The organism is Streptomyces sp. NPDC093801 (assembly GCF_040701585.1).
GTDB lineage: Bacteria > Actinomycetota > Actinomycetes > Streptomycetales > Streptomycetaceae > Streptomyces.
In genome coordinates, this window is sequence record NZ_JBFBDP010000076.1 from 1 (window position 1) to 13,428 (window position 13,428).

Genomic DNA, 13,428 nt, shown 5'->3' on the forward strand with positions numbered 1-13,428 from the left:
TCAGTTGCGCACGCGTCATGAGTACCGGACTACCGGATCTGCCCTCGCAGCGAGGGCAGATCCCGCAAACCGATCACGACTCAATACAGGGCCTAACCGACCTTGAGGTGATCACCCGCACGTCTTGCTTCGGGCCGTTATTCGCCGACGCGGTGGATGAATATGGGGGTGGACAATTCGATGTTCTTGTTGTTCGGATCCTTGGCCCGATCCAAGAGCTCCTGGGCCCTGTGGTTTCCCTGCCCTATCACACCTGGCCGGTCAACGTGCGTCGAGATGTACTGACCGTCGCGAGGGGAGAAGACGGACTCGATCAGATCCTCGTCCGACCGGGCCTTTGCATTCACATCCTTGTACCCGATCGTTCCATTTCCGCGCTCCAACCCCTCCAGATCGCCGACCACTGCGTTTGCTGGCGGTCGCTCTCCTTCCAGGCTCCGGTGCAACTCCCGGTTGCTTGACCACGGCTCCATGGGCCGCCCCGCCAACCGGCGCCCGATATAGGTGTCATTCGCGCGGTTCCTAGCAGCCCCAATAGCCTGACGCAGTACCGATTGGACACCCTGAAGCGGGCGTCGGACGTCGTTGTTTGCTTCTCCGTCTGCCTGGCCACGAAGCCCGGCTTCCGGGGTATCGCTGGAGGATCGCTTCGCTTCCGTCGGCTCTTCACCCTGCCCAGGTTGCTTCGCTGTTTCGGTGTCGCTGGACGCACTGTCAGTCTCGGAAGTGTGCGGACTGACTGGTTCTGATGCCCTCGCCTCTTGGGCCTCGGGGATCGGCTCTGGAGCCTCCACATTGGTCGACCCGTCGTGCTGCGCAGAAGTCTCGCCGGGCTCGGAGGTCTCTTCCTGCCATTCGGTTGGCTCGGAATCCTGGAGAGCATCCGAACGCAGATCACGAGCTTGGTCGACGCCCCGGTTGAGAGTGTCGGCGTGGGCGTCGAAGGACGCGTTGGCGGCGGCCTCGTCCAGGGCGTTCGTCACTTGACCGGCGACGTCTGCCGCGGCTTCGGCCACGGCCACGGCGAGCTCGCCGGCGCCTTTGGCCACTGCGGCCACGGCTTCCGCCGCTTCGCCGGCCGGGAATGCCTGGTCGGCCGATGCCTCGGACGCGGGCCCTTCGCCGGGGTCCTGGGGCGGTACGTCGGATTGCTCGGGGCTGTCGGACTGCTCGGGTGGAGCGGCCCCGTCGAATTCCTCCTCAGCAGGGTCGTCCTGCTCCGGAGGCGCGGACTCGTCCGGTGCCCCGGACTGTCGTTCCGCCGGGTCGCCGGGCCGGCCGTCCTCCGATGTGCGGGCGTCACCTTCTGGTTCCGGTTCCGGTTGCTGCTCTGGTTCGGGCTCTTCTTCGGTCCCGGGATCGCGTTCGCGTTCGGATTCGCCTTCCGGTGCGGGTACGGGCTCGTCCTCAGCTTCCGGTTCGTCTTCGCGTTCCGGGTCGGATACTGCGTCCGGTTCGGCTTCCTCCCCCAGCTCGGACTCCGGTTCGGGCTCGGGCTCTGGTTCCAGTTCTGGTTCCGGTTCGGGCTCAGGCTCGGGCTCCGGCTCAGGTTCGGGCTCAGGCTCAGGTTCGGGCTCAGGCTCCGAGTCCGGCTCCGGCTCCGGCTCCGGCTCCGGCTCCGGCTCCGGCTCCGGCTCCGGCTCCGAGTCCGGCTCAGGCTCCGGCTCCGGCTCCGGCTCCGGCTCAGGCTCCGGCTCCGGCTCCGGCTCCGGCTCCGGCTCCGAGTCCGGCTCAGGCTCCGGCTCCGGCTCCGAGTCCGGCTCGGGGTCGGGGTCGGGTTCGGGGGAGTCCGGCTCAGGGGCTTCCGGGGTGGGCGGCGTTTCGGGTGGCGGGGTCGTGGGGTGGTCGGGGGATTCCTGTCCCTCCGGGGGTGCCTCGGTGTCGGGCTGTTCTGCCTGCGCCTGCGCCTCCTGCAAGCCGACGTTGCCGTCCGTCGGCTGTTCGGGGGCAGGGGCGGGAATGTCGCCCGGTTCGGGCTCCGGTTCAGGCTCCGGTTCCGGTTCGTCGGCGTCGGTGCCCGCGTCCTCCCGGTCGGCGTCCTCGGCCCCGGCGTCCTCGGCCCCGGTCTCGTCCGGTTCGTCTCCGTCCCCGGCAGCCTGCGCGTCGGCCGGGGGCGGAGGCGGAGGGGGTGGCGCGTCGGACGCGCCGCCGAGCTCGCTCATGGACGGGTCTCCCTTCCCCGGTCGCACACCATCGCCACCCGCACCGCCGTCTCCGCCACCACCGCGTCCAGCACCGGCCCGTTCGCGCAGGCCAGCGCGAAGGCCCGGGTGACGTGCTCCTTCGTCGTGCCGCCCGTCACCGCCGCCACCGCGTCGCGCAGGCCGCTGCGGTCCACGTCGCCCACACGGGCGTGTACCTTCTCCGGCCCGTACCCGGGCAGGGCGCGGACCTGGAGCCGGTGCTCCGCCCCGGAGGTTCCGGTCAGGACCAGGCCGCGGGCCGCCCACTGCGCGGCGTGCTGCGGGTAGCTGTGCGGGCCGTCCGGATTCGTCCTCCGCGCTCGCGCGATGGCTGCTATGACGTCCCGGAAGCGGTAGTTGGCGTACGTGTAGCGGCGCCGGTCCGCGGTCGGCGGGTCCGAACCGCGTAGGGCGCAGGACAGCACCGTGTTCAGCCGCTCCGCGAAGTCCGCCGGGTCGACTTCGTCCCGCATCAGGGACTCGCGAGCGCCGACGGCCCGTTCGACCGCGTACACGAGGGTGCACTCCAGGTCGCGTTCGGACAGGGAGCCCAGCGCGGAGCGGACCACCTGGCCCGGTCCGGGGGCGGCCATGCCCATCGCCTGGGCCATCGCCGCCACTTCCACCCAGATCAGGTGGAGCGTCACCAGGGAGCGGTGGTGGGAGTCGTTCATCGTGCGCAGCGTGCACGGTTCGCGGCGGCACGTGGACCCGCACAGCGGGCTGCGGCTGGCGAGCAGGGGCGGCTGCGCCGAGGCGTCCTTCGTGCTCTCGTCGTGCTCACCGTGCGGGACCGACGTCAGGACCGGCCGGTCCATCCCGTCGGCGGCCACCGCCGCCCGTCCCGGCGGCAGGGCGACCACGTTCTCGCTCTGCTCCTGCTGGAGGTTCATCGTGGCACCCACGGACCTGCGGTCGTCCTCCGCCGGCAGCCTGTGCATGATCTTCAGTGCACTGTTCTTGATCACGTCGGGCAGGATCTTGCTCGGTATCTGCTCCACGATGACGACGCCCTCGCCGTACGCGCGGATCTCGGCCAGCAGCGAGGCGAAGAGCTCGACCGCTGCCGCCGCGGGGCCGTTCTCGACGTTCTTGAGCAGCCGGTGCGCCTCCTCCACCACCAGGACGTGGCGCAAGGGCACGCCTCCCGCACCGTGGTGGACCCGCAGGTGCTCGACGAGCCGGATCAGCACGGCGCCGATGAGGAAGGCCTTGTCCTGGTCGTTCGTGATCGATTCCAGTTCGAGGACGACGTTCCCGGCCAGCAGCCCCGCGATGTCCAGCGGGTGGCCGCCCTCGAAGAACCGGCCCGGTGTGCCCTCCCGTAGCGAGCCCATGCGGACGTCGACGAACCCTCTTACGTCCGCGGTGACTTCCCTGCCGTATCCGATCATCTCCACGACCTGCCGGGCGGTCGACTGGAGGTCGCCCAGAGTGGGGTACACGGCCGTGCGGGGCTCGTCCGGCTCGTCCAACAGGTACTTCGGCTTGTGCGGCGGCCGCGGCTCGCCGGTGACCAGGTCCCATCCGGCCGCCGTGTAGCACTGGGTCAGGGCACGGGCCAGCACTTGCGGGAACGGCTCGTGTCCCTCGAACGCCGCTAGGAAGAGGGCCCGTACGAGGTCCACGTGGCTCTGGAGCGGGAACCCGGGTTCCGGCTCCAGCGGGTTGAGCGAAGCCGGCGGTACGTCCACGTCCCCGGGCCGGATCACCGTGACCCGGCGCGCGACCTCCGTTCCGCCCGCGGAGGCGAGGCGCCCGGCCATGCGTGCGTATTCGGCCTTCGCCGGCTCGACCGCCAGCCAGGGGACGGGCCGCTTGTGCGTGGAGAGGGCGGTGAGCAGGCTCCGTACCGTCTGGGACTTGCCCGACCCGGTGGCCCCGCAGACGAAGGCGTGCCGGTTGAGGGTCGAGCGCGACACGTGGAACCGGCCGGCGGCGGACAGCGACTCGTCCAGGATGTCGCCGATCAGGAAGCCGTCGGCGGCCGCATCCTGCCCCGCTTCGTCCGCCGTGACGTCGAAGCGGTTCGGGGCCACCGTACGGATCCCCGGCAGTTCGCGCTCCGGCGGTCGGGCCAGTGCCGCGACGAGTTCGGCGGTGGCGAGGAACGGTACGGCTCCCTGCGGGCCGGACCCGGCCACCGCCGGGGTGGACAGGGCGAGCGCCTCCGCCAGTCCTACGGGGCGCCTGCCCGGCACGAGGACGTACGGCAGGTCGTCGAGGTCGCCCGCGCCGCAGAGCAGCGCCGCCGAGGCGAGCGCCGACTCGGGCCGCTCGGCGCCGACCAGTACGCGTACGTTCCAGACGCCGGTGGCGAGTGCACGCGTCAGCTCGCGGTAGCGGGCCCCGGTCCGTTCGGCCGCCACCCGGTCGGCCTCGGAGTTCTCCCGCCGGCGCAGCTGCGGCAGCTGTACGGACAGCGCAGCGCACTCCCGCTCCAGCCGGTCGAAGGGGACGGGCTCGGCGAGGACCAGCCAGGCGAAGGCCTCCGGAAGGTGGGCGACGGCGTCGTCGAAGGAGCCGCGGCGCTCCGACGGCAGGGCACGCTCGTCGTCGCCCATCCGCAAGGTGTCGTGGGCCCCGGGGCAGGCCAGCCAGTACGGCATCCGCTCCAGCAGCGCGGCAGCCTCACCGGCGGGGACGGCGCGGCCCGTCGCTCCCGGCGGATAGCCCACGGGGGTCTCCTCCCCCTCCACGTGCGGCTCCCGTCCGGCGGGCGGGAAGTAGGGGGTGCCGCCCACGAGGAAGTGCATCGGCCGGTGGGGGCCCGGCCGGATCCACGCCGCGGCGAGTCCCGTGGGGCGCGCTCCGCCCGGGTCTCCTTCCCCGAGGTGGCCGAGCACGGCATGGGCCGCCGTGACGGCCGCGGCGAGCTGCGCGGCCGTACGGTCCTCCGTATGCGGGTCCTCCGGGCGCCGGGGGACGGTGAGGAGCCGGTGGAAGCGGTACGCGGCCAGCCCCGCGGGATCGGCCGGGGCGGCGAAGGCGCCGGGCGCGTCGGCGTCGGTCATGTCAGGCTCGGGCGGGGCCGGGTGGACAGCCGCGGCAGGAAGGTGATCCCGGGGTTGCAGTCCCCGAACACGACGCGACGGCCTCCGGGGCCCGCCTCGACGAGTACCAGCCCGGTCACCGGAAGGGCCTGCAGTTGGGTGGGTTCGACGGTGAACTCGTAGACGCGGGTGAGGTTCTCGCCGGTCGTCGTCGACCGGGCGGTCGAGGAGTTCGTCGAGTCCTGCCAGCTGCGCGACAGGGAGGTGGTGGCGGAGCGGGAGGTTCCCCACGTGCCGCCGGAGGTGAAGCCGCCACCCCGGTTGGAACCCTGCGTGTCCGACACGCCGCGCTGGTAGCCGTAGCTGCTGCCGCGCCCCTCCGTGAGGGTTTCTCCGACCTGCCGGGTCAGCTGGTTCACGAGGAACTTGTGTTCCTGCCCGATGAACTGCGCGGCGGCCTTGGCCTCCTCACCGTTGCCCAGGCGCATGAAGACCGTGGCGCTGTCGGATCCCCCGGCGACCTGTACGGCTGCCTCGCGCAGGTGTTCCAGGAGGAAGACCAGCCGCACGCCCGCGGTCCGTGCCTGACGCGCCATCGTTTCGAGGGCTTCGCGGCCCAGGTGGTCGGCTCCCGCGACGACGAGCGTGCCCGAGCCGGGGGCGGCCGCGCGCTTGCGCAGGGCGTGGAGCAGCCGGAAGAAGACGAATCGGTCGGTGAGGTCCTTGCGCCGGTGGACGTGCTCCTCGGTCGTGACGACGGTCAGGCCGCCGGGCTTCCACCAGCCGGACGTGGAGGTGTCCGGGGCGTCGGCGGGCTCGGCCTTCGCCAGCAGTTCCGTCTGGGCGCGTACGTAGCGGAGTTCGTTCTGAACGCGTTCGCCCTGGCCGATGAGGTCGATGGCCTGGGTGATCGACTCGACCTCGGAGGGGCTGAGCACGCCCTTCGCCTGCGGATCGTGGTCGTAGACGCGGAGCAGGACGCGCAGTCCGGCGGCGAGGCGTGCGAAGGTCACCGGGCCTTCGAGCAGGTCCGCGACGGTGTGGACCACGTCCGCGTCGATGGTGAGGAGGTCGATGTCCACGCCGTGCGGACGCATGGACCCCAGCGCTTCGGCGAAGGTCTCCGCCAGTTCTTCCGGAGTGAACTCCTGGCGCAGGTCCAGGCCGAGCAGGGCTGCGGGCATCGGTACGTGGCCGACGGCGATCCCGCGCCGGGCGGCGAGCCCGGCCAGCTCCAGGGCGACGGCCTGCTGGGTGAGGTCCAGGACCACGACCGACTGGCCGCCGCCGAGGAGCGGTCCGCCCAGGGTGGCGAGCAGACTCGCCCAGCCATTGCCCGTCCCGCCGAAGACGTCGATCCGGCTGGGCTTGGAGGCCAGCGCGATGGGGAACCAGGTGTCCAGCGTCTCGTTGTGGCGAAGGTGCTCGGCGCGGTGGGCGGCGAGCCGGTCCTGCCAGGCCTTCGTGCGGGCCTCGTGGTCCTCCCGGGCGTGCTTCCTCGCGGAGGCCAGCCGGCGTTCGGCGGCGCGCAGCCTGGACTGGGGCGAACTCATGGCGAAGATGACGAGGATGAGGACGACGACGACGGCCGCGACCTCCACGCCGCCGGCCGCGAACGCCGCGCCGCCCGCGATCAGGAGCGCGCAGCCGCAGCCGGAGGTGTTCCGCCCTTCCGTGGCCCGTTCCTGCGCGGCACGCAGCTCGGCGTCGGACGGTTCCCTGTACGCGGGTGGGTTCTGCGCGCTCGGGTGGGCCGGCGGCTCCGGCGGCACGACGAACTCCCAGCCCCACCGCTCCTCCCCGGTGAAGACGCGCAGCGCCAGTTCCGCCCCGGCCTCGTCCTCCTGGCCGCCCGGACCACCGCCCTCGTCCCCGATGTCCGTCACGCCACCGGCAGCGCTCATCACGACCCCCCGTTGAATGTCGGAGCATCGTGCCCGGAGAGGTGACGGCTGTCAGCCCCTGCGACCGGGGGTACGCCATCTTGTCTAGAACTCCCCTACGGATGACTGAAGTTGACGCATCGTGAGGGGTTCGCAACGGCCCGGCGCCTGCTCGGGCCCGGGAGGTTGGCGCCGGGATGGAGGACCGGCTGGGGTTGGCGGCCGAGTACGTCCGCCGGCCGATGGCGGCAGGAGTGGGTCACAGCCGTGCGGCGGTGCGGATCAGGCCGGCCAGGGCGAGGGAGCGGCTGTGGGCGGGCCAGGCGATGTGGGTCACGACAGGAGGCGCGTCGGTCAAGGGGACGGCCGTGTGCTCGGCCCACAGCCAGGAGCGGGCGGAGTCGGGGACGACCGCGACGGTGCGTCCGAGGGCGATCAGCTGGGCCAGTTGCGTCTGGTTGTGGATCTCGGGGCCCGGGCCGGGTGCGTAGGTGCCGTGGGTGGGCCAGCGGGCGAGCGGCAGATCGGGGACGTCCCCGACCTCGGCCAGGGACAGGGTCTCGCGGGCGGCGAGGGGGTGCCCGGCGGGCAGGACGGCGACCTGCCCCTCGGTCGTCAGGGCCTCGCTGTCGAATCCGGCGAGGGAGTTCCACGGCGTGTGCAGGAGCGCGACGTCGGCGCGTCCGTCGCGCAGCAGCTCTTCCTGCTCGGACATGCCGCACGGCAGCACCTCGATCTCGGCGCTGTCGGGCTCGGCCGCGTAGGCGTCGAGGAGCCTGCGCAGCAGTTCGTGGGACGCGGCCGCCTTCACCGCGAGGACCAGCCGACCGCCGGAGCCGCCAGGGCCGTCGGCACCGCCGGCGCGCCGGGTGCGGCGAGCGGCGGCAGCGGTCGCGTCGAGGGCCGCGCGGCCCTCGTGCAGCAGCACCTCTCCGGCACCGGTCAGGCGGACGCCGCGGCGGTTGCGGTGCAGCAGGCAGACTCCGAGGCGCCGTTCGAGCTGCTGGATCGCCCGCGACAGCGGCGGCTGGGCCATGCCGAGGCGCTCGGCGGCGCGCCCGAAGTGCAGTTCCTCGGCGACGGCCACGAAGTACCGCAACTCGCGGGTTTCCAGGGTGTCCACGGCCGCAGCATACGCGGTGATACCCGGGAGGTATGACAGGACACCGTATCGGTGTTGGCCGCACCACTCGTCCGCGAGCCAACATCATCGGCATGAGCGAAACGAAGATCGCGCTGGTGACCGGCGCGAACAAGGGCATCGGGTACGAGATCGCGGCCGGGCTGGGCAGCCTCGGGTACCGCGTGGGTGTGGGAGCCCGCGACGCCGCCCGACGCGAAACCGCCGTCGGGACACTGCGCGCCGTCGGTGTGGACGCGTTCGGGGTGCCGCTGGACGTGACCGACGACCAGAGCGTGGCCGATGCCGCGGAACTGGTCGAACGGCTGGCCGGGCGCCTGGACGCCCTGGTCAACAACGCCGGTGTCTCGGGCGAGATGGGCCCGGGATGGGTGCAGGACCCGACCGCGCTCGACCTGGAGGTGCTCCGCAGGGTCGTGGACACCAACGTCCTGGGTGTCGTCCGGGTGACCAACGCCATGCTGCCGCTGCTGCGGCGCTCGGCCTCGCCACGCATCGTCAACGTCTCCAGCAGCGTCGGCTCCCTGGCCCGGCAGACGGACCCGGACGTCGAGATCCCGATCATGGCGGCCTACGCGCCGTCGAAGTCGTTCCTCAACGCCCTCACCGTGCAGTACGCCCGGCAGCTCGCCGGGACGAACATCCTGGTCAACGCCGCCTGCCCGGGCCTGGTCGCGACCGACTTCAACGGCTTCCACGGCCCGCGCACCCCCGAACAGGGCGCGGCCACGGCGATCCGGCTCGCCACCCTGCCCGACGGCGGCCCGACCGGTTCGTTCTTCGAGGACGACGGCGTCGTCCCCTGGTGAGCACGGACCCGCCGTGAACCGACGGGGCCGGCCGGGGACGGAGGGGCGACCGGGCTCGCTCCGCTATCTGGGGCGGCGACGTCGTGCCAGGCCGAACCGAGAGGATTTCTCACGGGGCACCGGGATGACCATTTCCGTTCCGTCCACATGGAGGACCAGCGCTGTCCCGCTCGGCTGCCCGCAGATCTCTTTCAGCAGATTCGCCCTTTCCTTCTCGGTGGTTCGATACATGGCCGTGTATTCGCCGGGGTCCTCCCTCGCCAGGCGGCTGTAGAGATCTCGGCTCGCCGTCAGCGGCGGCAGGATGTCCAAGAGGGTCTGTCCTGCGTTTCCCCGCACCACTGCCAGGGCGTACATGGTGTAGGCCAAGGCGTCGACGTTTCTGGTGGTGGTCTCGATGTCGGTCGTTTGCTTGTGGAGCTCGGCCACTTCCTCGGCGATGACGAGGGCGTTCCTCGGCTTTCCGTTCTCCGACAGCACGATGCTGTACAGCGCTGCTGTCTTGGCGGTGCGTGCCGCATGCCGGAACGGGTCCGCCTCCACCAGGGGCTGGTTGACGGCAACCGCCTCCGCGAGGGCCGCCAGCACCTGCCGGGGTCGGCGCGGGCCGTGGCACACGGCGAGGTGTTCGAGCGCCATCGCCAGATCGGGCCCGTGCTGTTGGAGGGCGGAGCGGGCCGCGTCCCGGAAGGTGGTGACGGATTCGTCGGCGAGCTGTCGCGCCTGCCTGTTCCTCCCTGCTTTGTGGAGGCGCTTGCTGAGGCCGAGCTGCGCGCGGGCCAGTTCGATCCGGTGTGCCTCCGGATTGGCCTGCGCCAGCCGCCGGTAGGCGTTCGTCGCTGCTTCGGCGAGGCCGATCGCACGTTTGGCTTCGTCCGGTGGGAGCAGTTCGCTGACGAGGCGCCAGGCCGTGGCGCGGCTCGGTTGCTCGCCGGGGTTGGTCGCGGCGAGGCCGTCGTACAGGGCGGCTGCCGATTCGGCGGCCGCGAGGGCGGCGGCGGGCTGGCCGGCGTCGTTCAGGCTGAGGGTCAGGTTGAGGTAGGTCCTCGCGAGCTCGGGGTGGTGGCCGGGGCCGCCGGTTCGCGCCAGCTCGCTCTGGAGAGCGACCGCCTCTTCGAGGACCGGGAGGGCTTCCTCGTTCCTTCGGAGTCTCTGGAGGATCGCGCCGTGGTTGCCGAGTGCTTTCGCCAGGTCGGACCGGTGGGTTGCCGGATGGGTGTCCACGAGGCCGCGGAACACCCGCACTGCTGCTGCGGCGGCCGTGAGGGCGTTGTCGTACTCCCCCGCTTCGGCCAGGCGCCCGCTGTAGGCGAGGTAGAGGTTGGCGCGTTCCGCCTGGTCGCGCGTGGCTTCTTCGTACGGCAGGCGGTGGAAGGCCAGGATCCTCACGACGTCGGCGAGGTCGTGGGGCACTGCCGGCTGCCCCTCCCCAGACCCGTACTGGGCGAAGGTCTGCTCGAGTACCGCGTTGCCGTGCGCGAGGCTGTCCGGGTCGATGGGCGGCGCCTCGGTGTCGTAGCGGACCTCCTGGGCCCCGTCCTCCGGCGGAGCGAGGAGGCGCTCGGCATCGGCGAGTGCCTGGAGGTAGTGACGCTCGTCCGGAACAGGCGGACCCTCCGCCGGATTGCCTCCGAGGAGGTCCCCGTAGTCGGGCGAGCCCGCGTCGGGTCGCCGGGCTTCGACGAGGAGGGCCAGCTGCGTCATCTGAGCCGCTTCACCGTGCCGGCCCAGCGCCGCCAGACGCTGCCCCAGCAGGGAGAGGATCTCGGCTTTGCGGCGCATGTTGCCGGCTGTGACCCAGGCGTTCGTGACGCTGGCGCGAAGCAGGAGGCTGCAGATCTCGGACGCCTCTTCGGTGACCTTGAGGGCCTCGTCCGGCTGGCCGGCTGCGGCCAGACACGTGCCCAGGTGGCCCAGCGCGCTCGCGAGTATCCCCCCGAAGAGCAGCCCGTTCCTGTCCGCGAGGTCCCTCCAGATCGGGAGCGCCCTTCTGGCCGAGTCGACGGCTTGCCCGTACATGCCCTCGGAGTACAGGAGCTCGGCTTGTTCGCTGTACAGCACCGCGAGGACGAGGCCGCCCGGTGTGGTCGCGATCCGCGACTTCAGCAGCCGCCCCTTGACCGCCGCGACCCCCGGCGCGAGATCGTCGTCCTTCCAGATCGGGAGCTGCGTCTCGATCCTCGCCAGCGTCTCCCCGTCGATGTCCGCCAGCGCGGCGAGGGTCACCAGGGCACCGCTGCCCGCGCCGACGGCCAGGCGCGGATCCTCCCGGAGGATCGGGTACAGGTGGGCGGGGCCCACGTGTGGCCACCGCTCGGCTGCCGCGGCCAGCGTGGGGATGGCGCGCGTGAGGTAGGGCAGGCGTGCCGTCGGTCCCGTCGCTGGGAGGAGGGCCCGGATGTCGTGCGGCGCCCAGGGACGGGCGGGATAGTCCGCCGCGTGTCCCGGGAGGGTCAGTGCGAGGAAGTCCTCGGCGAGCCGGTCCGGGTAGAGGGGTTCCAGGGCGAGGCCGGACGCCCGGTCGGCGGGGGGATAGCAGGTGGCGTGGTCGGCGAGCACCTGGCGGGTGCCGAGCGGTAACCCGAGGCTGTCGATCACGCCCGCAGCGGCTGCGGCCGGCAGGGCACCGGTCAGCGCCGCGGCGAACACGACCCGTTGCATCACCTCCGGCGCCGTCAGATATGCCTGTTCCCCCGGGGCGTGTCCGTGGGCGCCGTCGTCGCACATCCGCGCCCAGTGCAGGTGCTCGCGGTCCAGCAGGTACATGGTCAGGCTTGCCATGTCCGCAGGTGGACGCCGTCCGTGGACGTGTGCGTCGACCGCGACGAGAGCCGCGACGTGCACGGCGAGGGTCAGCCCGAAGTCGACGTGCCCGAGTGGCCCCGGCGGAGGGATCCCCTTCGGGTTGCGGATTCCGTAGGCGGCGGCGAACGCGTGACGGGCCGCGTGGAACATGTCCGCGCGGGGACCCACGTCCTCGTCGGGAAGCGGCGGCAGTTCCTGGTTCGAGGTGGCGACCTCGCGGTTCCCGAGCAGCGCCCGGACCGCCGGCCAGGTGTCGTTGGACCGCGCGATCAGCAGGATCCGCGTGCGCTTCTCGTGGCGGTGCAGGAGGGCGTTGCTGAACAGCCACGCCAGGTGGGTGAGGGGCCACCGGTCGGCGTAGTCGACCACCAACAGCAGCCCACGGGCTCCTTCCACGCGCAGGTCCTGGCTGCCGGGCGGAGGGTGTGCGACGCCGGGGCCGTGCGACGCGACCACGACCTTCCACCGCTCCCCCGCGGACCGTGCGGCGAACTCGTCCGCCAACCGCGTCTTGCCCTGGCCGCCCGGCCCGTGGAGCCAGCGCACCGCGAACCGCTCCGTGCCCTCCCGCCACTGCTGAAGACCCTGGAGCTCCGCCGCTCGCCCGGTGAACCCGACGACCTGGTGCCGGGCGTTGAGCATGCGGCTGGGCAACTCCCTCAGCCAGCCCGGGGCCGGGGCCACGCGCCCGGTCCAGTTCCTCAGCACGTACAGCGGCACGCCGTCGCCGAACACGTGCATGTCCGCACCGACCACGCCGTACCCGAAGCCGGACTCCACACGCACGACCTGCTGCGGCGCCGGGCCCGGCCCCTGCTCGGGTCCCGCCGTGCTCAACGGCCCGCCCCCGGCCTGTCGGCCTCTTCGTCGGGCCGCCGCAACCCCTCGTAGATGTTCTGCGTGCCGTCCTGCACCGCGTACAGCCTGCCGTTGCCGCTGACGTTGTTGACCTGCTGCTTGCCCTCCCGGCCCGCCCGGTCACCGCCCAACTGCCGCAACAGGGCTCGCAACTCGGCTCGCGCCGCCGGCGACTCCTGCAGCACGCCCTCCAGCGCCAGCACCCATTCGCCCACCAGCATCCCGCGGGCCCGCTCGCGGTCGGGGGCCGCCTCCACCTGTGCCGCCACTTCCCCGAGCCGGACCTCGATCCGGCGGGCCTCCTCATCACCCCGGCTTCGCCGGAAGAAGGCGACCACCGCCGTCCGCCAGGACTGCCAGGCGCTGGTGGCCATGGCTCCCATGAACGCCGCCCCGCCGGCCTGCGCCAACTGCGCGATCTCCCCCGCTGCCTCAGCCGCCATCCGTACCCCTCCCCGATCGAAGAACGTGCGGAGCCTGCCTAAGAACGGAACTGCGCCTTGCAGCAAGGGGCACCAAAGGCCCGGCCTGCATGCCTGCAGCCGGCGCCAACTCCCGAAACCCCCCGCGTTCACCGACCCTGATGTCCGGCTCCGCCACCTCATCATGCCCAGAGCACTCTCCCCGTGGCTGCCGAACCGGAGAAAGAACTGCCGAACACTGAGCATTTTCAGCGTTGACGCTCCAGGGTGAGGACGGCTGCGGCGATGGCCGTCATGCGGTTGGGGCTGCAGCGGGCTTTGCGGAAGATGCGCC

Annotated in this window: 7 protein-coding genes and 1 pseudogene; 1 reads left to right on the forward strand and 7 read right to left on the reverse strand. The window is 71.9% G+C overall.

The window, feature by feature from the left end; all coding sequences use genetic code 11:
* Positions 1-137: 137 nt before the first annotated feature.
* From AB0469_RS40450 to AB0469_RS40465, 4 genes are all read right to left on the reverse strand, one after another.
* Positions 138-2,162, reverse strand: a complete 2,025-nt coding sequence (locus AB0469_RS40450; protein ID WP_366456615.1) for a hypothetical protein — start codon at positions 2,160-2,162, stop codon at positions 138-140.
* Positions 2,159-5,197: an ATP-binding protein gene (locus AB0469_RS40455; protein ID WP_366456616.1), complete on the reverse strand. Its 3,039-nt coding sequence runs from the start codon at positions 5,195-5,197 to the stop codon at positions 2,159-2,161. The genes AB0469_RS40450 and AB0469_RS40455 overlap by 4 nt, the downstream gene beginning before the upstream one ends.
* The gene (locus tag AB0469_RS40460) at positions 5,194-7,080 is read right to left on the reverse strand and encodes a hypothetical protein (RefSeq protein ID WP_366456617.1); all 1,887 of its coding nucleotides are present in this window, start codon (positions 7,078-7,080) and stop codon (positions 5,194-5,196) included. Before AB0469_RS40460 ends, AB0469_RS40455 begins: the two co-directional genes overlap by 4 nt.
* Positions 7,081-7,318: 238 nt before the next feature.
* Positions 7,319-8,182: a LysR family transcriptional regulator gene (locus AB0469_RS40465; protein WP_366456618.1), complete on the reverse strand. Its 864-nt coding sequence runs from the start codon at positions 8,180-8,182 to the stop codon at positions 7,319-7,321.
* Between the two features lie 92 nt (positions 8,183-8,274).
* On the opposite strand from AB0469_RS40465, the gene AB0469_RS40470 reads away from it, so the two are divergent.
* Positions 8,275-9,009: an SDR family oxidoreductase gene (locus AB0469_RS40470; protein ID WP_366456619.1), complete on the forward strand. Its 735-nt coding sequence runs from the start codon at positions 8,275-8,277 to the stop codon at positions 9,007-9,009.
* A gap of 63 nt (positions 9,010-9,072) precedes the next feature.
* Here AB0469_RS40470 and AB0469_RS40475 read toward each other — a convergent pair whose 3' ends face one another.
* From AB0469_RS40475 to AB0469_RS40485, 3 genes and pseudogenes are all read right to left on the reverse strand, one after another.
* Positions 9,073-12,651, reverse strand: a complete 3,579-nt coding sequence (locus AB0469_RS40475) for a tetratricopeptide repeat protein (protein WP_366456620.1) — start codon at positions 12,649-12,651, stop codon at positions 9,073-9,075.
* The gene (locus AB0469_RS40480) at positions 12,648-13,115 is read right to left on the reverse strand and encodes a hypothetical protein (RefSeq protein WP_366456621.1); all 468 of its coding nucleotides are present in this window, start codon (positions 13,113-13,115) and stop codon (positions 12,648-12,650) included. The genes AB0469_RS40475 and AB0469_RS40480 overlap by 4 nt, the downstream gene beginning before the upstream one ends.
* Before the next feature lie 227 nt (positions 13,116-13,342).
* Positions 13,343-13,428: pseudogene (locus AB0469_RS40485) on the reverse strand (IS5/IS1182 family transposase); the annotation flags it as partial.